This window comes from Mariniphaga anaerophila (assembly GCF_900129025.1).
GTDB lineage: Bacteria > Bacteroidota > Bacteroidia > Bacteroidales > Prolixibacteraceae > Mariniphaga > Mariniphaga anaerophila.
In genome coordinates, this window is record NZ_FQUM01000010.1 from 95,355 (window position 1) to 122,316 (window position 26,962).

The window sequence follows — 26,962 nt, forward strand, 5'->3', positions numbered from 1 at the left end:
GTCTAAGTTTCGAAAGACCGTTGAGTTTTAAACGATTCAGACAAAACCGTGGAGAAAAACTATACTAATATTGATGTGCTTATTAGCAAAGCCATTTCCGGCAATGCTACACCTGAAGAAATGCATGAATTGGAGCAGTGGCGATCTGCCGCCGACAGCAACAGGGTTTTATATGAAAGAACAAAAAAAGCGTGGGATAGAAGTGAGGGGTATCTCTCAGAAGAACAACTGAACCAGGATAAATTCCAGCTCACCGCAGAGTATTCCAATTACCTTTCAGGGAAGATAAAGAGAATCAGCAGGCAATCATTTATTTATAAAATTGCTGCTGTTTTGGCATTTCCGGTGGCATTGGGCATCGGCTGGCATTTGTTTAATGGTGGTGAAAAGCAGCTTCAGCTTTCAGAACAGTTTTGCGAAATAAGCTCACCCAAAGGGCATGTTTCCAAATGTATTTTGCCCGATGGAACTGAAGTGTGGATAAACACCGGCTCTTCCGTTGTTTACAATACAGCCTCATTTAACAGGGGAATCAGGGAGGTTGAGTTAGAAGGAGAGGCGTATTTCGAAGTGACATCCAACAAAGAGAATCCTTTTGTTGTGGTTACTTCGCATGCCAATGTAAAAGTAACCGGAACCTCATTTAATGTGGTGGCGTATTCAGACAGCCAGGAGTTTGAGACGGTGCTTGCAGAAGGCAATATTGAGCTTCAGTTTAATGCCGGCAACAGAGAAAGTCTGGATATAAAGCCGGGTCAGCGTGCTGTTTATTATCCGGCTAATAACGATTTGAAAATTCAACAGGTAGAGGCCGATATGTTTACCTCCTGGCGAAACGGGGAACTGCTGTTTAAAGACGCGACACTGAACGACCTGGTTAAAGAACTTGAACGTATTTATGATATTAAATTTCACCTGAAGCCGCAGACTCTCGGTAATTTCCGGTTCAGGGGAATGTTCAGTTACAACAATAACCTCATTGAAGCACTGGAAAAAATCAAAAAGACTTCAGGAATTGATTACTACATCGAAAATAAAGAGGTGTGGTTGCGAAAAACTAACTAAAATTAAACGAAGATGCCTATGACAAAAATGTACAAGTTTAATTAGACCTGGCCTGCGAAAAGAAAAGAGGGAAACTGTGGTGGCTTTCCCTCTTTACAACCTTCATTAGCCAGAAAAAGCTAAATCAGTTATTAACAAAAACATGTAAATGTATGAAAAATTTGACAAAACGGGTGGGGAAGTTGTGTCCCTGCTCTAAAAAAACCTTGTTGATTATGCGGTTAAGTATTTATCTTATTTTAATTGCTGTTTTTTCCTCTTCGGCCAGTGTTTATTCGCAGGCCACAAGGCTTACGGTAAAAATGAAAAATGCCAAGCTGTCAGAAGTATTTGATGCCATTGAACAGCAATCAGAATTTTACTTTTTTTACAATCGTGACTATTTTGATGATGTGAAGTATGTTTCGGTTAATTTTGAAAATACGTTGATTGATGACGTTTTAAAAGAGCTTCTAAAAGATGAACGAATCACCTATGAGATTTATGACCGAAATATTTTGCTGAGTATTCCCAAAGCATCGTTAATTGCTTCGCAAAAAAACACACTTCAGCAACAGAAAATTGTGTCAGGAAAGGTGACAGACTCCGGTGGTCAGTCCCTGCCCGGCGTTACCGTAGTAGTGAAAGGCACTACCCAAGGTACAGTGACTAACGCCGATGGAAATTACTCGGTAACAAATATTCCTGAGGGGGCAACTTTGATATTTTCTTTTGTTGGAATGAGAACTCGTGAAATAGTCATTGGAGATCAAACAATTGTTAATCTGACAATGGATGTGGATGCTATTGGTATAGATGAAGTTGTTGCTGTTGGATATGGTACACAAAGGAAAGTAAATTTGACAGGGTCGGTAGGTCGAATTGATGCCAAAGAATTTGAAACAAGGCCAATTACCAACGTGACTCAGGCACTTCAGGGAAAAGTTCCGGGATTACTTGTTAATCAAACAGGAGGACAACCAGGAGGCGAACAATTCAAAATTAATATAAGGGGTGTTAGTACTTTTTCTAATAATGATCCTTTAATTATTGTTGATGGAATTGCTATGTCTTTGGTCAATCTTAATCCACAAGATATTGAAAGCATCTCAGTATTGAAAGATGCGGCTTCTGCTGCGATATACGGAGCTCGTGCATCAGGGGGAGTTATTTTGGTTACTACGAAGAAAGGTTCTGTTGGAAAAACCAAAATATCATACGATGCATATTACGGGATCCAAACCCCTACAATGTTGCCAGATATGGTGAATGCATACGAGCATGTAATGTTATACCGGGAGGCAGAGTATAATGGCAATCCGGAAACAACGGTTTATAAATATACATTGGAAGAAATGGAGGCATATAGAAAGGGTGAATTGCCGGAAACAGATCGTGTTGACTATTTGTTTAATTCAGCAGGTCAACATAGCCATAACCTTTCACTATCAGGAGGAAGCGAAATTAATCAATACCTTTTATCTATTGGAATTACCTCGCAAGACGGCACACTGAGAAATACGTCATCTAATAGATACAACTTTAGGCTGAATAATAATATCAGGGTAAGTGAACGCTTCAATATTAATTTGAATGTTCAATACGCACCAACCAGAAGACACCAGATGTCGGAGGCAACATATCCCTCCGGACCAACACGCGGACTTTCAGATATTATTTATAATGCTGCTTTTAGGAGGGGAGCGGATGATTTTATTTTTACGAGTGATGGAAGATGGGCCTCGGTAACAGGCTGGGCCAATAGGATAGGTCTGGCTTCAGAGGATGGCGGGTTTCAAGAACGAGCATTAAATAGATTTACAGGAGTTGTGACATTAGACTATAAGTTGTTACCAAGCTTATCAATAAATGGAATGTATGGAGGAAAATTCGATCATACTAGACAGGTAGATTATAGTAAAAGGATGCAGTTTATTAACCCAGATGATTTGACTACTGTAGACTTTGATTATAATATAAACTCGCTACTTATATATAATAAGGACAATTATCAGCATAATGCTCAACTATTATTGAATTATGATAAAACATTTGGTGAGAATCATGAGGTGAAAGGGCTTTTGGGTTTTTCACAAGAATGGAATACCGATACTTGGGAAAGGGTTGGAAGAAGAAATTTTGTAACAGATGATATCTATGTCATAAATGCTGGAAGTAGTGATCCTTCTGTTTGGACTACAGCCAGTAGCGCATCCGAATGGGCTCTTCGTTCATATTTTGGAAGATTGAATTATTCTTTGAATAATAGATATTTATTTGAAACAACCATGAGGTATGATGGATCATCCAGATTTAGCGAAAATAATAGGTGGGGCTTTTTCCCTTCTTTCTCTGCCGGTTGGAGATTAAGCGAAGAAAGTTTTATGGAAAATATTGATTGGGTGAACAATTTTAAAATCAGGGCATCCTGGGGACAGGTTGGAAACCAGAATATAGCTTTATATCAGTATTATTCAACTGTTGCAACCAGCGCATACTATTTTGGAGGTGTTGCACAAACTGCTACCTATTATTCGGGAACACCAAATGCTTCACTTAAGTGGGAAACAAAAACTACCAGCAATATTGGTTTTGATCTTGGTTTGGCAAATAGTAAACTTAATATTGAATTTGATTTGTTCAAGGAGAATACAGAAGGAATTTTAATGAAGCCTGCTGTTCCAACATCTTATGGGCTTGGAGCGCCCTATCAAAATGTGGCAACAGTCGAGAATTTTGGATGGGAAACTCAAATATCATACAGAAACAATATTAAGGAGTTCTCATATCATGTTGCACTTCAGATTTCTGACGCTCAGAATAAAGTAGTTTCCATGATTGGAAGTCCTCAGATTAGTAGCAACAGAATTACAGAGATTGGCTACGAAATGAATGAATGGTATGGATACAAAGCTATTGGCATCTTTGCAACACAGGAAGAGGTTGATAACTATGCCAAGTTAAATCCTAAAACCGGAATCGGAGATTTAAAAATCGAAGATATTAGCAATGATGGAAAAATAACAGCTGCTGACAGGCAACGACTTGGTAGTTCAAGGCCTAGGTTCCCGTATGGAATTAGCATAGATTTAGGTTGGCGGAATTTTGATTTTTCTGCTTTTGTTCAAGGAGTAGCCTACAAAAAGACTTTTATTGATAGGCCTACACAACCTTTTGGAGGTAGTCTTGAAACTGCCCAGAAAAACCATTTAGACAGATGGCATTTGGCAGAAGATGGCGTGACATGGATTCCTGGAGAATTTCCCAAAATGAGAATAAGTAGTTTTAATAATAGATTTTCTTCATTTTGGTTACAGAATGCTGCCTATTTAAGGATGAAGAATATACAGCTAGGTTATTCATTGCCTTCTTCATTATTGAATAAATATGGAATTGACCGTTTTAGACTATATGTAAGCGGAGAAAACCTATTTACATTAACGGGTATTTATGGATGTGATCCTGAGGCTCCGGATTCCAGAGCAACGTTTTATCCATTAAGCCGGATTATTAATTTCGGGATTAATCTCTCATTTTAAAAGTATAATAATGATATTATGAGAACAATAATAGCTAAATTTTTATTTTCTATAATGACAATATTTTTATTGTCATGCGGTGATTTTTTGAATACAGAACCATTAGCAGATATTTCAGATGCTACATACTGGAAAACTGAGAATGATGCTACCATGTGGATAAATTATGCTTATCGTTCTTTACCTGGGGTAAATGATTATCGATTTGATTCGATGAGCGATGACTGCGTTGGTGCAGGAGATTTAATAGCACAAGGACTTCAGGCTCCAACAGATGGTTTGGTAGGTATAAAATGGGGTTACAACACAATCAGACATTGTTTGGAGTTAATAGAGAGAGCAGATGAGATGTCGAATCTTTCATCAGAGGCGTATGATATGCTTACCGGACAGGCTCATTTCATTATTGCATATCAATATTTCGAGAAAATAACATTGTATAGGGATATTCCTTTTATCAAAGAAACCTTGCCTCTTGAAGAATCAGACTTACCGAATACAGAAAAAAGTGTAATTCTGGATTATGTTTTAGATCAGTTGGATTTGGCAATCAATAAACTTCCTGTTAGCTGGCCTGATTCAGATGTTGGTAGAGCAACAAAAGGAGCAGCACTGTCATTGAAGACCAGGGTCTTATTGTATAATGGTCGCTGGGAAGAAGCTGCCAATACCGCAAAGCAAGTTATTGATTTGGGAATTTATAGTTTACATTCGAATTATAATGAGCTGTTTCTTACAAGCTTTAACAATGTCACTAGTGAAGTGATTTTAGCTCATCAATATGCCAAAGACTTGTATACACACACATTGCAATTTCCATATAGCTTCTATCGGGTTGGAGGAACCAGTGGAAGTTTGCCTTTGCCTGATCTTGTAAATTCATATGAGTGTATAGATGGGCTGTCGATCGAAGAATCCCCATTATACGATCCTCTTGACCCGTGGAAAAATAGAGATCCACGTTTTAAAATGAATTTCATAGTTCCTTTTGATACTTTATCGGGAGTTGTATATGATCCTGTGAATAATTTGGATGACAGAACTCCCGCTAGAACATATGTCTATTTTAGAAAATATATTGCCGATATGGTGACCCAGCAAAGAACATCTTGGGTAAATTGGATTTTGTTTAGGTACGCTGATGTGTTATTGATGTATGCAGAAGCAAAAAATGAAGCTGCAGGTCCTGACGATAGCATTTACGATGCTATAGATCAAATTAGAAAAAGGGCAGGAATGCCGGTTTTAGATAGAAATAAGTATAACTCTAAAGATAAGCTGAGAGATGCAATCCGAAATGAAAGAAGAGTTGAATTAGCCGGTGAAGGATTAAGGTATTTTGATATATTAAGGTGGAAAACAGCAGAAATTGTATTGAATAAGCAAGTAGTTAGTTTTGAAATACCGGGGCTACTTCCACTAAGAATTATCCACACCCGAAATTTTGACCCAGCTAAACATTATGTCTGGCCAATTCCTCAAAGCGCGATTGATAAAGCGAAAAATCTAGAGCAAAATGCTGAATGGAGATAGTTGTATAAGAGTATTTTGACGATATTTTATGATTGGTAACCCAGTTATGGCGGCCTTCATAGCTGGGTTATCTTTAAAAAAAGTTTTTCAATAACATTAGTACAAAAACGATGTTGTTGATAATGATTAAAATAACACCGAGATTGATAGGCTTTTTTCAAACCTATTTAAGAATCCAAAATTAGTATATCGATGAAAAATAAATTGTTATTCCTTTATTTAATATTTTTCTGGTTCTTTTTTTTGCCATTTATGTCAATTAGTCAGCAACTTGAACGGCTGTCGTATAATAATCCTGATTTGTTAGTTGATTTAGGTGTTGGTCTTTGGGCCTGGCCGCTACCAATGGATTATAACGACGACGGGTTAATAGACTTAGTTGTTGTCTGTACAGACACCCCATATAATGGCGTTTACTATTTTGAAAATTCAGGGGATATAGATGCTGATAGACTACCAATTTTTAAATCGTCAAAGCGCATTGGCGATGGAGTGCGGAATGTAAGGATGTCATATCATAATGGTGTCCCTTTAGTAACAACACCGGGTAAATTGTATAAAGATTTTAAGGTTAATTGCTTCAACGCTCCGGAAAGCATTCCTGCGGATAATATGAATAATATTATTGCTCATCTGGATAGAATAAGGGCAAATCAATGGCAGTTAGTAGATTTTAATGGAAATGGTATATTGGACTTGCTCGTTGGTGTTGGAATATGGGGACCTAGGGATTATAGAGGGAGTAAATATTATGGATGGGATAATGCCTACAATAAAGAAGGACAGTGGACAAATGGACCAATTCGTGGATATCTTTATTTATCAAGAAATGAAGGTTCCAATGATAACCCTGTTTATGATGAAACGATTCAGCTTTTTGATACAGACGGTACTCCTCTAGAAGTTTTCGGTATGCCTTCTCCGAGTTATGCAGATTTCAATGGCGACGGCAACCCTGATATTCTTTGTGGTGAATTTCGTGATGGGTTTACTTTTTTTGAAAACGTAGGCACCATAGAAAATCCTTTATTTGCTACTGGCAGACCGTTAACAAATGGTGACCAGATTATCCGGATGGGGCTTTGCATGATTACTCCTATTGCTTTTGATTTTACTGGAAATGGCTGGCCGGATTTGATTGTGGGAGATGAAGATGGCAGGGTAGCATTAATCGAACATACAGGAGAAATTATTGATGGAATGCCTGTGTTTTTGCAACCACGATATTTTAAGCAGCAGGCGGATAAAGTTAAATTTGGGGCACTTGCAACACCTGTTGGCTATGATTGGAACGGAGATGGATTGGACGATATAATTACAGGAAATACGGCAGGACATATTGCTTTTATTAAAAATTTGGGTGGAACCCCCGTAAAGTGGGATGCTCCGAAATTACTGGAATCTGATGGTGAGGTGATAAAAATTTTGGCAGGCTCAAATGGTTCAATTCAAGGTCCGGCAGAAGCAAAATGGGGATATACAACATTGTCTGTTGCAGACTGGAATCATAATGGACTCCCAGATTTAATAGTAAATTCAATTTGGGGCAAAGTTGTTTGGTATGAGAATGTTGGTACTCTGACCAATCCGAAGCTGAAATCAGCTCAGCCCATAGAAGTTAAATGGGAGGATAGAGTTCCAAAACCCCAGTGGAATTGGTGGAATCCGAAAGGGGATGAATTGGTTACTCAATGGAGAACGACGCCTGTTGCGATTGATTGGAACGGCGATGGATTAACAGACCTTGTGATGTTGGATCATGAAGGCTATTTGTCGTTGTTTCGCCGGAAGAAAGAAGGTGACAACATCATTTTATTACCAGGAGAAAGAGTATTTCGTTTAAAAGAAAAAGAATGTCCATTAAGGTTAAATGAGAAGGAAGCCGGTGGCAGTGGACGAAGGAAAATATCAATAGCAGATTTTGACAATGATGGGCGATTGGATTTACTGCTCAATAGCCAAAATGCTACATTCTTTCGAAATATTGGAATGGAAAACGGTATTACTACTTTTGAAGATATGGGATTGCTAGATGATAGAAAGTTAGCAGGACATACAAGTAGTCCTACCGTGATAAACCTTACAGGAAAGGAAAGCAAAGATTTGCTTATCGGAGCTGAAGATGGGTACTTGTATTATCGAATTAACCCGTATTCGAAGTAGCTAAGCTTTTAAATTTTTTTTCTATGTGTATAATATCATTTTTCGTCTTACCCCTCCAAACCTTCCCTAAAGAGGGAGGATTAAAGTCCCCTAAAGGGGATTTAGAGGTAAAAACTAAATGGATACTTACAAGCTGCAAGTTGATTTCATTACTAAAAGACTTTTGAGACAGCCTCCTGTTTTGCTTGGTAATGGTATAAAAATTTGGTAAATGCTATACTTTGTATGTGAAGTATTTTGATGAGCCTGTTTACAGTTATAAAACGATAAATTTCAGAGTGGAACAGTTAGTTAGCTATATAGCTCCTTCGGCACCAGCCACACGTCGCCCTGCTGTCGGAGATGAGCCAGACGTCCGGCTGGAGATTGGATTTACCCCACGGTGGTATAGAAATAAATTGGGGATAGATTTCGGAGAGAAATGGCATAACAATCCAGAGTACAGAAAGCAAACTGTATTGGCTATGCGTCAGGAACTTAAAAAACGTTTTCATAATAGAGATGTTGGAATCCAATCGGAAAAGCCGGACTTATTAACCGGGCTTTACGGAGCATGCACTATTGCGGCTATTTATGAAATTCCTATTATTTATAGTCAAAATAACTGGCCGACCTGTGCTAGTAAATATTTGTCTGATTCAGAGGTCGATTCTTTAAACCCTCCAGACCTTATGGATAATTACTTTTTTCAAAAATTATTAGAACAGGTGAAATGGATTCATGAAGATCAAGGTGAGATAATAGGATTTATTAATTGGCAAGGAGTACTAAACAATGCTTGTAGATTGAGAGGAGAACAAATTTTTGTCGACATGTTCATAAACCCAGAAAGAGTAATGCATTTATTAGATTGCGTTAGCACAACAATGATTGAGGGTGTAAAAACACTATATATGCATCAAAAGGGAGAAAATTCGGAATATAAATTTGTAACCATAAGTAATTGTTTAGTTAACATGATTTCTCCTGAACAATATAGGGATTTTATAATGCCTTTTGACTTGAAAATTTCTAAGGTTTTTGGTACAGTGGGAATTCATAATTGTGCATGGAATGCCAATCCGTATATGGAGTATTATTCGAAATTTTCAAATCTTGGTTATATCGATATGGGAATTGATTCGGATTTGAAAAAAGCAAAAGAGTTTTTTTCTAATGCCAGAAGAGCTTTGATGTACACACCTATGGATTTGTATTCAAAATCAACAAACGAGATAGAAGATGATATAAAGTACATTGTAAATTCTTTTTCTCCTTGTGACATTATAATAGCAGATATTGATGAAGATATCCCTGATAGCAAAGTTTGCCATGTTATTGATTACGTAGAGAAGATAAATTTTAGAGTGAAGTAGATTAATAATAAATAGAAAATGTCGACTGTATCTTAATCAGAGTATTAAAAGAAGTTATAACAAACAAAAAATACATAAATAAGTGAAAAATAATTTGAACTTTCCTTTACGAGGTATTATTCCTCCATTAGTAACTCCATTGCTTGATAATGAAACGCTTGATTTAGATGGTTTGGAACGGTTAATTGAGCATGTTATTTCAGGTGGTGTACATGGTGTTTTTATTTTGGGCACCACTGGAGAATTTGCAAGCTTGAGTCACCTGTTGAAGTATGAATTAATAAAGACAACCTGCACCCTGGTCAATAAACGGGTTCCTGTTCTGGTTGGAGTTTCAGACTCTGCATTCACAGAAAGTGTTAATCTGGCCAGGTGTGCTGCAGAAAATGGAGCTGATGCTGTTGTATTAACTCCTCCGTACTATTTTGCATCTGCACAACCGGAATTGCTGGAATACCTAAACCGGATAATGCCCCAAATTCCTCTTCCGTTATTTATTTACAATATGCCTGTTCATACCAAGGTTATGTTTGCTCCGGAAACAGTAATTTCTGCTGCCGAAATTTCCGGAATAGTTGGAATGAAAGACAGTTCAGGCAATTTGACATATTTTAACCAAATCAGATATTTGATGAAAGACAAGTGCCCGGATTTCACCTTTATGATAGGCCCAGAGGAACTATTGTCCGAATTCGTTTTAATGGGAGGACATGGAGGGGTAAATGGCGGAGCGAACTTGTTTCCTGGTCTTTACGTTGATTTGTATAAAGCATCTTTAGCTAAGGATTTCGAAAGAATAAGTAAACTCAGGCAAAAGGTAATACAAATAAGTACCTCTCTGTATACTATTGGGCATTATGGGTCAAGTTATTTAAAAGGACTTAAATGTGCTTTGTCTGTTACAGGGGTTTGCAATGATTTTATGGCTGAACCATTCCATCGTTTTAAAAAGCCTGAAAGGAGTAGGGTCAAAGAGGCAATAGCTGCACTGGAGCTTGATTAATTACAACAAATTAATTTGAATAAATGACACTAATCGATATCCTTATTTTTGTAATTTATCTTCTGGGTATAGTTTTGTTTGGGAGTTCCTTCTATCGAAAAAATAAAACAGCGTCTGCATTCACTTTAGGAAACAATAAAGTGCCAACGTGGGTTATAAGCCTGTCTATACTGGCTACCTTTGTGAGCAGTATTAGTTACCTTGCCCTTCCGGGACAGGCTTTTCTGTCCAATTGGAATGTTTTTGTATTTAGTTTGTCTTTACCGTTAGCATCTGTGATTGCCGTAAAGTTTTTTGTTCCATTATACAGATCGATAAACAGCCCTTCCGCATACACATATCTTGAAAAACGTTTTGGTCCGTGGGCAAAAACTTATGCGTCTTTAATGTACCTGTTAACCCAGTTAATGAGGGCGGGAACAATTTTGTACCTTATGGCGTTGCCTTTGCATGCTCTTCTTGGGTGGAATATTGTAACCATCATTATTATAACAGGGGTTAGTGTGATGGTATACTCGCTTCTTGGCGGAATTCAGGCGGTTATGTGGACCGATGCCATTCAGGCCATTATTTTAATTATAGGCGCTTTGGTCTGCATCGGTGTATTGATGTTTTCAGGAACCGGAGAGCCGGAAGAAATTATTCGGGTCGCACTAGAGAACCAAAAGTTTAGTCTGGGAAGTTTTAGTACAGATTTGACAACTTCAACATTTTGGGTCGTGTTGATTTACGGCTTGTTCATTAACCTGCAAAATTTTGGCATTGACCAAAATTACATTCAACGTTATATGAGCTCAAAATCAGACAAAGCCGCCCAAAAGTCAGCTTTATATGGAGGACTTTTATATGTTCCTGTTTCAGCTTTGTTCCTCTTCATTGGAACAGCCCTGTTTAGTTACTACAAAATGAACAAGGGATTGTTGCCAGCTGGTGTAGAAGGAGATGAAGTTTTCCCATATTTCATAGTGAATCAATTGCCAACAGGGCTGACAGGACTATTAATTGCATCAATTTTTGCAGCAGGAATGAGCACTGTATCCACCAGTCTTAATAGTTCTGCTACCGTTATTCTAACCGATTTTTTTAAGTTGAGTTCTAACCATTCAGGAGTGGAAAGAAAGGCAATGAAGGTATTGTACTTCTCTTCATTCTTTTTTAGCATAATAGGTATTCTTATTGCCATTGCTATGATAAATGTAAAAAGTGCTTTGGATGCATGGTGGAAACTGGCATCGATTTTTAGTGGAGGAATGTTGGGACTGTTCCTGTTAGGATATCTTGCCCCTAAAGTGAAGAATAAAGCAGCCATTATTGGAACAATTACCGGCGTGCTGCTGATCGGTTGGATGAGTCTGTCCCCAATTTTCTTTACTGATGGAGCATTGGCCAAATATTCCAGCCCTTTCCATAGTTATTTATCCATTGTATTTGGCACTACCTCTATTTTTATAATAGGATTTTTTATTGGAATTGTTTCCAATAAGCTTATCCGTAAACAATGTTGAAAAATGAAAAATCAATTAGTGACTGTTCTGGCAATCTTAATTTTTATGACAACAGCATGCACACAATCAAAAAAGTCCGGTTCTGAAAACATAAAAAATGACGAACTTAATGAATGGTTCGAAAAAGGAGAGTGGAAAGAAGGATGGCATGTTCAGCCTGATGAGTCAATCAATCAGGAAGAATTTGCACTTCAGTATTCTAAACATCCTCAACGATGGGCAAAAGCATTTTCTTTTCTCAATAATGAGGATTTGGCAGCTTTATCGCCCGGACGCTATGAACTGGAAGGTTCGGATTTATTTGTGAATGTAGATGAGTACGTAACAAAAAACGAGGAAGATACCCGTTTTGAAGCCCACCGGCAATATGCCGATATCCAGTACCTGGTTTTTGGAGAAGAGAAGATTGGAGTCGTCCCACTTGAAAATACATTTGAAGTAGATCCTTATGATAAAGACCGGGACATTGCATTTTTCAAGGCTGAACAAAATAATTACCGGAATGCCGACTCCATAAGGTTTTTTGTATTTTTTCCCGATGATGCGCACCGTCCCTGTTTTAAGGCCAGTAAAAACAGTAAAGTAAGAAAGGTAGTTGTAAAAGTCAGAATCAACTAAATTCTAAATCATTACAATAAATAGTTAATTACATGAAAACTCAACAATTTATTAAGGCTTTTTTCCCTGTTTTGTATGTGCTTTTTGCAACGCAATTCTTGTGCGCTCAGTCTGAAAAAGTACCGGGGATTGTAGTCGATTATATTCCGGCATCAACTGAAACGTATATTGGGTCACCAAGTATTTGCATACTCCCAAACGGTGATTATATCGCCTCACACGACCATTTTGGCCCGAACTCCACAGAGCATGAGCAAGCATTAACTTCTGTGTTTAAATCTTCTGACAAAGGAAAAACCTGGAAGAAAATGTCAGAAATAAACGGACAGTTTTGGTCGAACTTGTTTGTGCATAAAAATGAGTTGTATATAATGGGTACATGGAAACACCATGGGAACTTTATAATACGCCGTTCGCTTGATGGTGGCCATACGTGGACTGAGCCTACTGACAGCAAAAAAGGGTTGTTGCTGGAGGGAGAGTATCACACGGCACCAATGCCAATGATTATTCATAACGGGTATATCTGGCGCGCCATTGAAAATGCTAAAGCCGATACAAAAGCCTGGGGAAAACGCTACAGTGCGATGATGATATCAGCACCGGTTGATTCAGATTTACTTGATGCAGCAAATTGGCGAACGACTAATTACCTGCCTTATGATTCAGCCTATCTTGAGGGAAACTTTAAAGGGTGGCTGGAGGGAAACGCGGTGGTTACTTATGAAGGCAAAGTATTGGATATTCTAAGGGTCGCCACTTCTAAACCTGGGTCGGACATGGCGGCAGTTGTGCACATCAGCGATGACGGCAGAAAAGCAACTTTCGATCCGGCTGGTGGATTTATGGATTTTGTTGGTGGTGCAAAAAAGTTCTCTATTCGGTACGACGAAAGGACTAAACGCTACTGGGCAATTGCCAATATGGTAAAAGAAGAGTTCTCTCATTTACCAGCAGCCGGTGTTAGAAATACAGCAGTTTTAAAAAGCTCTTTAGACTTAAAAAACTGGACTGTTCATGAAATCTTGTTGGAACATCCTGATGTAAAAAAACATGGGTTTCAATATATCGACTGGCAATTTGCAGGCAAGGATATTGTTTTTCTTTCAAGAACAGCCTTCGATGATGAATTTGGAGGAGCGCATAATTTTCATGATGCCAACTATCTGACTTTCCACCGCATAAAAAATTACAAGAAAATGATAAAAAAGGACGTGAGATAGAATGGACGTTTGAAAGCATCAACTCATAACCTGATAATATTGGGGGCGACAACAAAGAGTCGCCCTTTTTTATAGTAACGAATTGGTGGCAGAGAAAACGGAGGAAGAATAGAGCCATTTTCAATTCCTCCCGGATAAATTTATCCCATGTCAGCTTTTTTATCATGCAGGGCTTGCTATTTTTGTTCTGAGTTGATTGTCTAATAAAATTAACAAAACCAATAAAGATGTTTCCTACACTATTCAGATTAAGCGATTTAAAAGTTGTAATGTTGCTTTGCGTCGCAGTTGAACTGTGTTCTTGTTCCTCTAAAAACAGTAGTGTTAGCGTTTTGGAGCTTTCCAACGATGAAGAAACAGCTTACTGGATAGGCAATAACAAACCGGTTCCGGATTCAGATTCCCTTTTTTATCTGGATGATCCGGCGCCACTGTTCCGGAAGGAGTTTGTTGTGGATGGTGATTTAAAATCGGCCTGGGTACAGATAACGGCAGCCGGCTACTACCATGCCAATATTAACGGGCAGCGGGTGGAAAAAAATATGCTCGACCCCGCCTGGACCGATTTCAGCAAGAGGATTTATTATTCGGAATACGATATAACAGACTTGCTGGATGCAAAGGAAAACTGTATCGGGGTTACGCTCGGAAACGGGTTTTATAATCCGCTGCCTTTGAAGATGTGGGGGCGTCGCAACCTGCGGGATGTGATGCACACAGGCCGGCCGGTATTTATCGGGAAAATAGTACTGGAATACACGAATGGAGAAACCGAAGAAATAGGAACAGACGAAACCTGGAAATATGCAGATGGCCCGCTATTGAAAAATAATGTTTACCTGGGAGAGGTGTACGATGCACGAAAGGAAGTGGAAGGATGGGACGTGCCCGGATTTGATGATTCCTCATGGAATAATGCTGTTCGTTCTGACGGCCCGGGAGGAAAGCTGCAGAAAGCTTTTTTCCCGCCGATTCGGGTGACCGAACGAATTCGTCCGGAGAAAATTTATTCGTCTGAAAAAGGAATCTGGATGGTGGATTTGGGCGTGAATTTTGCCGGGACCTTCCGGATTAAACTAACAGGCGAGCCGGGAGATTCTGTCGTTTTCAGGTTTGGAGAGCGAATTTATCCCGATGGCACACTAAACCCGATGACTACGGTTTGCGGCCAAATCAAAAAAGAAGGGGTGGGAGGGCCCGGTGCACCGGTTGTTGCATGGCAAACCGACACGTATATTTTGGGGCATCAGAAAGAAGCATGGTACCAGCCTGAGTTTACGTTTCACACCTTTCGGTATATGGAGATTAAGGGGTTGAAAAAGCAACCCGGGGTTGATGAGGTGGAAGGACTGGCGCTGAACACCAATGTAGCGTCAAGCAGTCATTTTTCCTGTTCTTCCGAATTGCTGAACTCAATACAGGATGCTACCCAACGAACTTTTCTTGCCAACCTGATTAGCGTTCAGTCGGATTGTCCCGCCCGAGAAAAATTCGGGTATGGCGGCGACTTAAATGCCACCAGCGAGGCGTATATCTATAACTTCGACATGCAGTCGTTTTACCGGAAAACGATTTACGACTGGGTGGATGCCATGAATGATTCTGTTTTTGTGGATACCGCTCCTTATGTTGGAATTCAGTATTGCGGACTGAGCTGGGAATCGGCATTCCTCACCACACAGTATTACCTGTACCTCTACTATAACGATTTGGAGCTGGTCAGAGAAATGTATGAATTCAATAAAAAATGGATGGAAAAGGTAGCACGAATTCATCCTGAAAACTGGGTGGACTCGGGGTTGGGTGATCATGAGTCGTTGGTTCCTGTTCCGGTGGAACTAACCGGAACCAGCCATTATCTTTTGTGTGCCGAAATAATGCAAAAGTTTGCATCGGTAATGTCTGATAAAGAAGGGGAGAAGCAATATCAAAAGCTTGCAGCCCAGATTAAGCAGAGGCTGAAACAAGAGTTTTGGGACAAGCCGGTGACTCAGGAAATAAACCGCCAGACGCTTTTTTCTACCCTGTTGTATTACAACGTAGTTCCCGAAGAAGAAACGGAGGCGGCAGTCGATTCGTTACTAGCGGCTTTGGAAAACGCGCCGTCACATCATTTTACGACTGGAATTTTCGGAACGAAATACATTCTTGAGGCGCTTTCTAAATATGTGTCTCCCGAAAGGGTTTTTCAAATTGTGAATAGTACCGAATACCCGGGCTGGGGATTTATGATTGCCAATGGCGCAACAACCCTGTGGGAAACCTGGAAAGAGAGTGACAATATTTATTCCAATTGCCATCCCATGTTTGGAAGCGTTTCTGAATGGTTTTACCGCTGGCTGGGAGGAATTCAACCCGACCCGGAGTTTCCGGGTTTCAGAAAGTTTACTCTTGCTCCCGGTGTGCCGGAAAACATGGATTTTGTGAATTCCGGTTATACGTCTCCTTTCGGCAGAATTCAATCCGATTGGAAAAAAGACGAAAATAAAGTGGTGTACTCGTTTGAGATCCCTCGGGAAACGTCTGCCGTTGTTAAGTTGAAGAAGGAACCTGCACAATCAATTTCTATAATAAAAGAGGGAGATAAGTCGTTCGTATCTGGCTCCGTTAGTGGTCTTTCGTCGGGGCAATTTGAACTGACAGAAGGAAAATACCGCGTAACAGTTCAATAAACGTAACCGAATTTGTTCTGATCACAAGCAAGTATTTGGTGTTTTTAGAAGTTTTGAACCTGCCCGGTAATGTTTTGTTATGTTGAAAATTGGATTCCTGATTAAAAAGAAATTAATTGCAGACAGCAGAAACCGGTTTTTAAAAATCTTGCTTTATCTTTCGGAAGAAAAATTGAAAAACTGAATTCTTCCAAAGCATGCAAGTAGAACAAAACAGATTTGAATCAAACTGTTATCATAAAAAACAAATAATTTTAAACAAATGAAATTAGTTAGAGCGTTTATGTGTTTGGCTTTCCTGGCGGGTAGCATTTTTACAGCAAACTCGCAGGGTAAACCCAAACTTTCTTTTAATCAAAACGGCACTTTTAAAATTGCCCAGTTTACAGATGTTCATTTTAAACCGGGCGTGCCGGAATCGGAACCGTCTCTCGAGTTAATCAAATTTATTATTGAAACTGAAAAGCCGGATATGGTGGCATTTAGTGGTGATATTGTAACGGGCAGACCGGCGGCAGAAGGTTGGAAAACAGTTTTGGCTCCGGTTATCGAAGCCGGTGTTCCGTTTGCTGTTACATTGGGCAACCACGACGATGAGCAGGATTTGACACGTAGCCAGATTCGGGAGCTTCTGAAGAACTTCCCGGGATACCTGGGTAAAAAGCCGGCTGCAAAATCAAAATATGGAGACTATTTATTAAAAGTAAATGCCGACAAAAAAGAAGAATGCGCGTTGCTGTATTTTCTTGATTCCAATGCATACAGCACGCTCGACAGTGTAAAAGGTTACGGTTGGTTTTCGTTTGACCAGGTGAACTGGTACAGAAAGCAGAGCATGAAAAATACACTGAAAAACGGGGAGAAGTTGCCTGCTCTGGCCTATTTTCATATTCCGTTGCCTGAATATAAAACGGCTTTCGACAGTGATGCAAAGCGGAGCGGACAACGTAACGAAGATGAGTGCTCGCCGGAAATTAATACCGGAATGTTTACTGCAATGCTGCTTGGCGGCGATGTAATGGGCACTTTTGTGGGGCACGACCATGTGAACGATTACCTTGTGAATCATTACGGTATTGCACTAACATACGGACGCTGGTCCGGAGGAAAAACAACCTACGGAAATTTGCAGCACGGTTCGCGAATTGTTGTTCTGGAGCAGGGGAAAAAGCAGTTTAAAACCTGGATGCGGTTGCGCGACGGGCAGATGATTGATGAGGCTTTATTTCCTGACGACTTGAAGTAATAAAAAAGAATGACGTTTGGAGCAAAACTCCGAACAATAGTTCCGGGAAACGGGAATCAGGCGGAAGGAAGTTCAAACCAGAATTTGGCGCCTTCGCCTTCTTTCCCGGTACTGTCAACGCCAACCTGTCCCCCCAGCTTTTCGATAATCCGTTTAACAATAGAAAGCCCGAGTCCGTAACCGTCTGCTTTTTCGGGAACCAAGCGCGAGTACTTCAAAAAAAGCTTGGACTGATCTTCTGCTGAAATTCCATCGCCATTGTCCTGCACCCAGAACCGAATCATTCCGTCAACAGGTGCGTTTGAGCCGGCCTCAAGTTTTGGAGGGGCTCCTCCATATTTAATGGCATTTGTAATGTAATTTACCCAAACTTCTTCTATCCATGTACTGTATCCCAGTGCAACTGGCCATTCAGCCGGAAAAACAATTTGTGTTTTACTTTGTAAAATCAATTCTTCAATCTGGCTTTTAGCTCCTGAAAAAATCCGGAGCATATCCAGCGGTTTGCGTTCTATTTCGTCGTGGCTTACGGTGGCCAGTATCAGCAGCTCCTGCGTAATTTGTATGGCCTTGTTGGACGCAATTTTTATCATTGTTGCAAACTCTTCCGATACTTCCGTATTTCCTTCGTTTAAACTTTCGATAATAATTTCGCTGGAGGAATGAACCGAGCCCAGCGAATTTCGAAGGTCGTGAGCAACTGTATGTGCAAAAGCATCGAGGTCTTCAATTAGCCGGCCGCGTTCTTCTATTTCTTCTTTCAGTTTATTTTCGGTCTCTTTTAACGATGTAATGTCGTTTATTTGCAGCAGATGCCCTGAAAGCTTCTGGTTTCTGTCGTAAATTGGTGAAATGCGAACCTGGTAAAAGCTTTGCTTTCCGTTATTTGTTGTTTCAATTTCAACCAGGTTTGTGCTGTCGCCTGTCACGCCTTCAACCAGGTTTTCATATTGAGAAAAAGTAACTTCAAACCGTTTCCTGATAATGGATTTGGATTTGAGGTTGAAAATATGATTTACTGCCGGATTGTGGTCTTCGATAAAACCTTCGGCATTGATAACAATTACGCCGTCGCTCATTGTGTCAATCAACTTATTCCGGGCAAACGGAACCAGATCGAACATGCGGAATTTAATAATGCCAAAAGTAATTACCAGTCCGGTAAACGAAAAAGAAACCGGTGTCCAGTCAAATTCTGGAATAGGGCTGATTCCGGTAATGTACATCATGTTTCCGGCCAGGGGAATTAATGTGGCAATAAGCAGTATGTTGATTTGAGAACGGTAGTATGCGGTAAATTCGTAGATAGACCGCAGCAGATTAAAAAAACCGGCAGCTACCAGCGTAAAAGAGTACGCCCAGAAAATCCAGAACCACATCCCGTGTTCAATGACAAGCATGTTTTTTGCGGCGTCCAGAGTTACGTTACTCCAAATCAGGTGATGAAAATCGTTGGTGAAGGAAAGTGAGATGGTAATAAAAGGAATGACCAGAAGCAATGTAATGCTGGTTGGTGTAATGTACTTTATTTTTTGACTGAATGCCGATGCAAATAAAAAGTAAAGTAACGGCATAAACGAGAAACCGAGATAGGAGGCCTGTGACCATAATTGTTTGGTTTCCAATGTAGAAGACATAAACTCAAACCCGGCAGTTAGCGCCCAAATTGCTGCGGAAAGTTCAATGAAAATAAGGTATTTTACTTCCGGTGACTTTCTGTGCTTCCAAAGAATTGCCAAAGTTCCTAAAGCAATGGCAACCGCCAAAAATTCAATAATGCTCTCTTTGGGCAGAGATTTGAAAATAATATTAGCCAAAGAAATTATCATTCGGTTTTAAAAGTAAAAATAGTTCATTTCACGGCAAAATGTTTTTAGCAGTTGCATTGTTTTTTTTGGTTTTATTTTTTGAGCAATTTACAATCAATATCGATAAGTTTTGAAGCGAACGCATGGAAATGTGTTGGTTGTACTGATTTTTTATCATTTTTCTGAATTTTGAAAACTTAGTGAAACATACCTTTTTTCTGGAGTTCCGTTCTTCTTATCGCTTTTCTTTCCGAAAATTTTGCCTCATATTTTTTCTTGCGGATTTTAAGGAACTCCGGTATTTTAATCGATATTCGTAATGTTTACAAAATCCGAAAATGAGGGGTAGTTTAAACTCGCTAATTCGGGCTTATTTTTTTCAATTGAATTTAATTTTTGAACAAATGTTTTGTTTGGGGGAAGTGTGTGGTGAGGTGTTTTTATATTCATTATTATTGGTCTTATGTGTTTTAGCTGTTCGTTTTTTGTGCCGGGCAAATATAGTAAACAATTGGATTAATCAATTTTTATCTGTTTGAAATTAGAAAAACATCGAAATAAAAACATAAAAAGATATTTAAGTTTTAAAATATTCGTTTACATTTGCGACTGAACTTTGTGATTTTTGTCACATTAATAATTTCAAATAATGATAATTACTTCTAACATAAAAATGAACTGTAACGCATGTATGATGTGTATGTGTTTCACATCAGATTTTATGCAGAAGGAAGATCGTTCCTAAACAGCAATAGTTTTGAAAAATTAAAGCCCTTCTGTAGTTAACGGAAGGGCTTTTTTATGTTGAATGACATACTTGTTAAAATATAAAAGCATGGAGAATACTTCAATTCAAAAACAAAAACACATGAATAATTTGGGAGTACAGCCCGATTTTGTTAAAAAAACTGTTGCGACTAAAGGAAAAAATAGAGAATCGTTGTTATAACAACGTGCAGAAAGTAAAATGTTTAACCTCAAAACATCGCGATATTATAAAGATGAAACAAAATTTTTTGCCAATAGCCATTGATATTTCAGGAGAAAAGATTCTGATAGTGGGAGGAGATCAGGGCGCGTTGAAAAAGCTGAAAATACTACAGCGCTTTGAAGCCGAAGTAGTGGTGTTGGCGAAAAGTATTTGCCAGGAAATTAAACGGAGTGGCGTAAAATATTTTGAAAAGCCGTACCACAAAAAAGAGTTGCAAGGTTATTTAATGGTGTATTCCTGTGTAAACAACGAGGAGATCGACCGTCAGATTGCAACCGATTGCCGGGAAGCCGGGATCCTTGTAAATATCCACGACAAATCTGCTCTTTGTCAATTTATTTCACCCGCCATCTACCGCAGCCAGAATATTTCAGTGGCAGTTAGTTCCAATGGCGAAGATGTTTTTGAGTCGATACGAATTAGAAATAAAATAAGCGAATTCTTAACTGAAAAAAATCATAAAAATTAAAATGAGTATAAAATCGAATCCATTAAGCGACAAGCAGAAAGTCGCTCTGAATGAATTAACGAAAGATTTGACTGCCGAGCAGATTATCTGGTTAAACGGATTTTTGGAAGGCCGGCTGGCCGGATTTGGCGGAAGCACAATCAGCATAGAAGCTTCTGCGCCGGAGCCCGAAGAAAAAGCTGCGGTTGCAAATCTTACTGTTTTGTATGGAACTGAAACCGGAAATGCCACCGAACTGGCAAATAAACTCAAAGAAAAGGCACTGTACAAAAATGTTGCTGTCAATTTGTTAAGCATGTACGATTATGATCCGAAAAAATTGAAGGACGAAGAGAATGTGGCGATTATTGTGAGTACACACGGCGAGGGCGAACCTCCGGATATGGCTGAGGACTTTCACAAATTTGTTACCGGAAAACGCCTGTCGAAACTCGAGGGCGTGCGTTTTTCTGTGCTTGCGCTGGGCGATAAAACCTACCGGAATTTTTGCCAGACCGGCGAAGAGATTTTTAACGCCATTAAAAAGAGCGGAGCACATGCTGCAACTCCGCTGGCTAAATGCGATGTGGACTACGAAGTTACGGCAGAAGTCTGGATGAACAACCTTTTGCTGAATTTGGCTCCTGCAAAAACAGCACCCGCTTCCGAAGTAGTTACCGATGATGAACCCACCCTAGATTCTGTCGAAGAGCCGGCTAAAGAGTATTCGAAAAAGAATCCGTATTCGGCTGTTGTGTTGGACAAAGTAAGGATTACCGGGCGCGATTCTGATAAAGAAGTGTATCATATTGAGCTTTCCCTCGAAGGTTCGGGGTTGACTTACGAGCCGGGAGATTCAGTGGGTATATTCACAAAAAATCCGCCTGAGCTGGTGGAGCAAATCATTCAGAAAACCGGGTTCGAGCCGGACAAAAATGTTTCGTATGGGGCAGAAGAAGTATCGTTGTTGAATGCGCTGACTTACCATTACGAAATTACGGTGGTCACTTTCGACATGCTGCAGAAATACTATGAGCAGACGAATAATCCGGAACTTAAAAAGCTGCTGGACGACGATAAAAAGCTGGACGAATACCTTTACGGAAGTGATTTGCTCGATCTGCTGGAAGATTTTCCTTTTGACTGGAATGTAAATAAATTGGTTGAAATTCTGAGGCCGCTTCCTCCTCGCCTGTATTCGATTTCCTCAAGCATGGAAAGCGTTGAAGACGAAGTGCATATTGCCGTTTCGGTGGTGAATTTTATGCGGAAAGACCGCGAACGTTATGGCGCATGTTCTTCTAACCTGGCTGATTTTATTGATGTGGACGATGAACTGCCAATTTACATCGAAAAGAATGCCGGATTCAGATTGCCGGCAAACGGTGCTAAAATTATTATGGTGGGGGCGGGAACAGGCGTTGCTCCGTACCGCGCATTTATGCAACAACGCGAAAGCAGGGGCATTGCCGGAAATACCTGGCTTTTCTTTGGCGACCGCAAGTTTCAGTCTGACTTTTTGTACCAGGCAGAATGGCAAAGGTTACAGGAAAAGAAGATTCTCGAAAGAATGGATGTGGCTTTTTCCCGGGATCAGGAGGAGAAAATTTATGTTCAGCATAAAATGGTGGAAAACCAGGAAGAGGTATTTAAATGGATTGAAAACGGGGCATTTGTTTACCTGTGTGGCGACCGGCGAAATTTGGCTAAAGATGTGAACAAAGCCCTGCTGAACATCATAAAAACGCAAGGTGGAATAAGCGAAGAACAAGCTGAAAAATACCTGAAAAACCTGAAAAAGGAGAAACGATTTCAAACGGATGTTTATTAAACGAATACAGTAAAGCTATGAGTGATGCAATTGACTGGCAGGTACTGTCGGAGGTGGAGAAAATAAAATACGACAGCAATTATTTACGTGGCACGTTAACGGAAAGCCTGGCAAATCCCATAACAGGGGCTATTTCTGCAAATGATACGCAAATTTCCAAATTTCATGGGATTTATCAGCAGGCCGACCGCGATTTAAGTAAGGAGCGGAAAACACAAAAACTGGAGCCTGCGTACTCTTTTCTAATACGGGTGCGCATGCCCGGCGGAATGGTTTCTCCGGAGCAGTGGCTGTGCATGGATGCTCTGTCTGATAAGTATGCGAATGGGACACTTAAGTTGACCACCCGGCAGACTTTTCAATTGCATGGCGTATTGAAAAAGAACCTGAAAACGACCATCCGCGAGGTAAATGAAAGCCTGCTGGATACCATCTCCGCATGCGGCGATGTGAACCGCAACGTAATGTGTAATGCCAATCCGGCTGAGTCCCCGTTTCATCAGGAAGTAATTGAGCTGGCAAAAGAAATTGGCCGCCACCTGCTTCCTGAAACCAAAGCGTACCATGAAATCTGGCTCGACAAAAAGCTGGTAGCCGGGAGTAAAACAACAGAACCGTTTTATGGTGACCGTTACCTGCCGCGCAAATTTAAAATAGGTATTGTTATTCCGCCCAATAACGATTGTGACATTTTTTCGCAGGATTTGGGATTTATCGCCATTATTGAAAAAGGAAAAATTACCGGCTACAACGTAGTGGCAGGAGGCGGGATGGGGTCGACTTTTGGCGTTCCCGAAACTTATCCGCGCACCGGCAATGTTATTGGTTTTTGCACCCCCGAACAGGCGATTGATGTTGCGGAGAAAGTGGTGGCAGTGCAACGTGATTACGGAAACCGGGCGGATAGGAAACAGGCTCGCCTGAAATACACCATCGACCGCAACGGGCTGGACTGGTTTAAAGCTGAATTGCAAAAATACCTCGGGTATTCGCTGGTGGAGCCCCGGAAATTTGTGCTCACACACACCGGCGACAGTTACGGTTGGAAAAAAGGAACCGATTCTAAATGGCATCTGACCTACTTCGTGGAAGGAGGCCGGGTGAAAAATTCAGACGATAAAAAGCTGAAAGATGCGCTTCGGGAAATAGCAACAATTACCGACGGCCATTTTATTTTAACCGGAAATCAGAATGTGATTCTGGGCGGCGTTTCTGAAAAAGTAAAGGCAAAAATTAATAGTGTTCTAAAAAAACACTGTGTTTCGCCGGAGTCAATTTCCGGGTTGCGAAAAAACTCCATTGCCTGCGTGGCTTTGCCGACCTGTCCGCTGGCCTTTGCCGAAGCCGAAAGGTATTTGCCAACGTTGGTGACCAAACTAGAAGCAGTTCTCGGAAAATATGATCTTTTAAAGGAAGACATTGTGATTCGCATGACCGGATGCCCAAACGGTTGCGGGCGGCCGTATCTGGCCGAAATAGGGTTGATTGGTAAAGCTCCTGGCCACTACAATTTGTATCTGGGCGGCAGTTTTAACGGAGATCGGTTGAACAGCCTTTATCGAGAGAATATTTCTGAAGCACAGATTCTAAAAGAGTTGGAACTGGTAATTGATGATTTTTCTAAAACACGGAAAATAAACGAGCGACTGGGCGACTTTGTAATTCGAAAAAACTATGTAAAAGAAATAAAAGAAGGGAAAGAGTTTAGCCATTAATTTATTGCAAACGAAAACAGGCACGCCTTTCACTTTTGATACCGTTGAATAACCCAAAAAAATAAAAAAATGCGTACTACAATATCAATATTAGGCTGTGGCTGGCTGGGCACAGAACTCGGGCGAAACCTGCTGAAAAAGGGCTACATTGTAAAAGGGTCAACAGGAACCAACAGCAGGTACAACGAACTGGAATTTACCGGAATTCAACCTTTTTATGTCAGGGTTGAACCCGAAGCGATGGTCATCGATTACTTCAGCTTTTTTAATACCGATGTACTGGTTATTGTTATTCCTCCGGCGCGACAGGAAAATATTACCGATATTTTTCCGGCACAAATCGGGAAAATTGTTGAACAGATTCGGCAAATGAAAATTCAGAAAGTACTGTTTGTGTCATCTACTTCAGTTTACGAATCGACCAATAAAGAAGTACGCGAAGGAGATGAAGGTATTCCAGAGAAACCATCCGGTCGAGCAATTATTGAGGCGGAAAACATACTTCTGAACCGGCAGGATTTCCAAACCACTGTTGTCCGGTTTGGCGGATTGATTGGTGCCAACCGAAATCCGGGAAGGTTTATGGCCGGGAAAAAGGGGATTCCCGGAAACACGCCGGTAAATTTGATTCATCGCGACGACTGTGTTCAAATCCTTTCGCAAATTATTGAAAAGGAAATTTGGGGAGAAGTATTCAACGCGTGTTGCCCCGACCATCCGTTAAAAAAAGACTTTTATTCGAAAGCAGCGGAAGTAAGCGATTTGCCTATTCCTGAGTTTTCAGATTTGCCGGAAAATTACAAAGTGGTTAATAGTGACAAGCTAATAAAGCGATTGGAGTACACTTTTAAATACCCCAGTCCGATGAACTATTTAAACGAATTGCAGGCATGGGATTTTCGCATTTAATTTCTATTGTTGGCGCCGGACCGGGCGACCCTGACCTGCTTACCGTGAAAGCGCTTGACAGGTTGAAAAGTGCAGACGTGGTTCTTTACGATGCTCTTGTTGGCGATGAAATGTTACGCCTGGTGAAACCCGAGGCAGTAAAAAAATATGTGGGTAAACTGAATGCCGACGGACAGAATCCGGAGGAGCGGCAGAACCAAATACATCGCTTTTTTTTGTACTGGGCCGAAAAAAATAAAAAGGTGGTTCGTCTGAAAACCGGCGATTCAATGATCTTCGGACGGGGTGCAGAAGAGATAAGGTTTTGCAAAGAGAACGGCCTGAATTATGAAGTTATTCCGGGAGTTACCGCTGGAATAGCAGCTTCCTCTTTGTTCTCAGTTCCGCTTACCGAACGCGGAAAAAGCCACATGCTGCTGTTTTACACCTGCAGGAAAGAAAACGACTGCTTCCCTCAACTGAACCCGCTGCTTTCTGTTTTGAAAACCGGGTCGCCTGTGGTTTTGTACATGGGGCTGTCACATCTTTCAGAACTGGCCGAAAAGCTTATTGAAAACGGAATCTCAGGAGAAATGCCGGTGCAGATTCTTTGCAAAATTTCTCAGCCCGGACAGAGCGGTTATACAACTTCCATCGCCCGGGTACTGGAATTTCTAGAGGAAAATAAGCCTTGTACTCCCTCGTTGGTTATCATTGGAGAAAATGCCGAACGAATATAAAATTGGTTTGTGCTCATTAATTTCACCGAAATGCTTCTGCAAAAAGAATCAATATAAATAAGGCTGGTTAAGCTTTTTGTATAAAAAGCAAATCTACTTAAAATGCGGGCTGAGCGTTTAATCGATTTTTGAATAGCTCATCCGAAAAAGGCTTCTATTTTAGAATTAATATTATGTTGCCGATAGTTTTTATATCTTCGTTTTCAAAATAAAACTCAATTGGACTTAAACAAAAATGTATCTGACTACGATCTGGTTGAAAGGCTCAGAAAAGGAGACCTTGAGGCATTTAACACTATATTTGAAAAATATGGCGACCGGCTGTTTGGATTTACATTGAAGTATTTGAAATCGAGAGAAGAAACAGAGGAGCTGGTGCAGGAAGTGTTTCTTAAGATATGGGAGAACCGGAAAACGCTGAAAAAAGATTCTTCTTTAAAGTCCTATCTTTTTACCATAATTATCCCCAAAAATTAGACAACAAGCATAATTAGAAAATTAATAAACTTGTTGTTATGAAAAGAAGAAAAACTTACACCTTAGGATTTAAAACGAAAGTAGTTCTTGAAGCCTTACAAGAACGAGAGACGATTCAAGAAATCGGGAAAAAGTATGAGCTTCACCCGAATCAGATTTCGAC

18 protein-coding genes are annotated in these 26,962 nt (G+C 40.2%); 17 read left to right on the forward strand and 1 reads right to left on the reverse strand.

Features of this window, described 5'->3' with window-relative positions; all coding sequences use genetic code 11:
• Positions 1-48 precede the first annotated feature (48 nt).
• The 11 genes from BUB08_RS17230 (at position 49) to BUB08_RS17280 (ending at position 17,901) form a co-directional block, all read left to right on the forward strand.
• The gene (locus BUB08_RS17230; RefSeq protein ID WP_073003157.1) at positions 49-1,065 is read left to right on the forward strand and encodes a FecR family protein; all 1,017 of its coding nucleotides are present in this window, start codon (positions 49-51) and stop codon (positions 1,063-1,065) included.
• Between the two features lie 152 nt (positions 1,066-1,217).
• Positions 1,218-4,583 (forward strand): SusC/RagA family TonB-linked outer membrane protein, encoded by a 3,366-nt coding sequence (locus BUB08_RS17235; protein ID WP_083570835.1) that lies wholly within the window; start codon positions 1,218-1,220, stop codon positions 4,581-4,583.
• Between the two features lie 18 nt (positions 4,584-4,601).
• Positions 4,602-6,116, forward strand: coding sequence for a RagB/SusD family nutrient uptake outer membrane protein (locus BUB08_RS17240; protein WP_073003159.1), 1,515 nt, complete (start codon positions 4,602-4,604; stop codon positions 6,114-6,116).
• 192 nt (positions 6,117-6,308) lie between these two features.
• Complete coding sequence (locus tag BUB08_RS17245; RefSeq protein WP_073003160.1) at positions 6,309-8,279, forward strand: FG-GAP repeat domain-containing protein; 1,971 nt, start codon at positions 6,309-6,311, stop codon at positions 8,277-8,279.
• 278 nt (positions 8,280-8,557) lie between these two features.
• Entirely contained in the window at positions 8,558-9,634 is a 1,077-nt protein-coding gene (locus BUB08_RS17250; protein ID WP_139249776.1) for a uroporphyrinogen decarboxylase family protein, read from the forward strand.
• 82 nt (positions 9,635-9,716) lie between these two features.
• A complete protein-coding gene (locus BUB08_RS17255; RefSeq protein ID WP_073003162.1) occupies positions 9,717-10,637 on the forward strand; it encodes a dihydrodipicolinate synthase family protein in 921 nt (306 codons plus the stop codon).
• A 23-nt stretch (positions 10,638-10,660) separates the two neighbouring features.
• A complete protein-coding gene (locus tag BUB08_RS17260) occupies positions 10,661-12,142 on the forward strand; it encodes a sodium:solute symporter family protein (RefSeq protein ID WP_073003163.1) in 1,482 nt (493 codons plus the stop codon).
• A gap of 3 nt (positions 12,143-12,145) precedes the next feature.
• A complete protein-coding gene (locus BUB08_RS17265) occupies positions 12,146-12,760 on the forward strand; it encodes a NanQ anomerase/TabA/YiaL family protein (protein ID WP_083570836.1) in 615 nt (204 codons plus the stop codon).
• Between the two features lie 32 nt (positions 12,761-12,792).
• Positions 12,793-13,983: a beta propeller repeat protein gene (locus BUB08_RS17270; protein ID WP_073003164.1), complete on the forward strand. Its 1,191-nt coding sequence runs from the start codon at positions 12,793-12,795 to the stop codon at positions 13,981-13,983.
• Between the two features lie 227 nt (positions 13,984-14,210).
• A complete protein-coding gene (locus BUB08_RS17275; RefSeq protein ID WP_073003165.1) occupies positions 14,211-16,655 on the forward strand; it encodes a family 78 glycoside hydrolase catalytic domain in 2,445 nt (814 codons plus the stop codon).
• A 262-nt stretch (positions 16,656-16,917) separates the two neighbouring features.
• On the forward strand, positions 16,918-17,901 hold the full coding sequence (locus tag BUB08_RS17280) for a metallophosphoesterase family protein (protein ID WP_073003166.1): 984 nt from the start codon (positions 16,918-16,920) through the stop codon (positions 17,899-17,901).
• Between the two features lie 56 nt (positions 17,902-17,957).
• Here the strand turns inward: BUB08_RS17280 and BUB08_RS17285 are convergent, their stop codons facing one another.
• A complete protein-coding gene (locus BUB08_RS17285; RefSeq protein ID WP_073003167.1) occupies positions 17,958-19,730 on the reverse strand; it encodes a histidine kinase N-terminal 7TM domain-containing protein in 1,773 nt (590 codons plus the stop codon).
• Positions 19,731-20,710: 980 nt separating this feature from the next.
• Between BUB08_RS17285 and BUB08_RS17295 the strand changes: the two genes are divergently transcribed.
• From BUB08_RS17295 to BUB08_RS17320, 6 genes are all read left to right on the forward strand, one after another.
• On the forward strand, positions 20,711-21,169 hold the full coding sequence (locus BUB08_RS17295; RefSeq protein WP_073003169.1) for a precorrin-2 dehydrogenase/sirohydrochlorin ferrochelatase family protein: 459 nt from the start codon (positions 20,711-20,713) through the stop codon (positions 21,167-21,169).
• Position 21,170: 1 nt separating this feature from the next.
• Complete coding sequence (locus BUB08_RS17300) at positions 21,171-22,979, forward strand: assimilatory sulfite reductase (NADPH) flavoprotein subunit (RefSeq protein WP_083570838.1); 1,809 nt, start codon at positions 21,171-21,173, stop codon at positions 22,977-22,979.
• A 17-nt stretch (positions 22,980-22,996) separates the two neighbouring features.
• Entirely contained in the window at positions 22,997-24,694 is a 1,698-nt protein-coding gene (cysI, locus tag BUB08_RS17305; RefSeq protein ID WP_073003171.1) for an assimilatory sulfite reductase (NADPH) hemoprotein subunit, read from the forward strand.
• Positions 24,695-24,763: 69 nt separating this feature from the next.
• Entirely contained in the window at positions 24,764-25,603 is an 840-nt protein-coding gene (locus BUB08_RS17310; RefSeq protein WP_073003172.1) for a Rossmann-fold NAD(P)-binding domain-containing protein, read from the forward strand.
• Entirely contained in the window at positions 25,585-26,322 is a 738-nt protein-coding gene (cobA, locus tag BUB08_RS17315) for a uroporphyrinogen-III C-methyltransferase (RefSeq protein ID WP_073003173.1), read from the forward strand. Before BUB08_RS17310 ends, cobA begins: the two co-directional genes overlap by 19 nt.
• 219 nt (positions 26,323-26,541) lie before the next feature.
• The gene (locus BUB08_RS17320; protein WP_073003174.1) at positions 26,542-26,799 is read left to right on the forward strand and encodes an RNA polymerase sigma factor; all 258 of its coding nucleotides are present in this window, start codon (positions 26,542-26,544) and stop codon (positions 26,797-26,799) included.
• Positions 26,800-26,962: the final 163 nt, after the last annotated feature.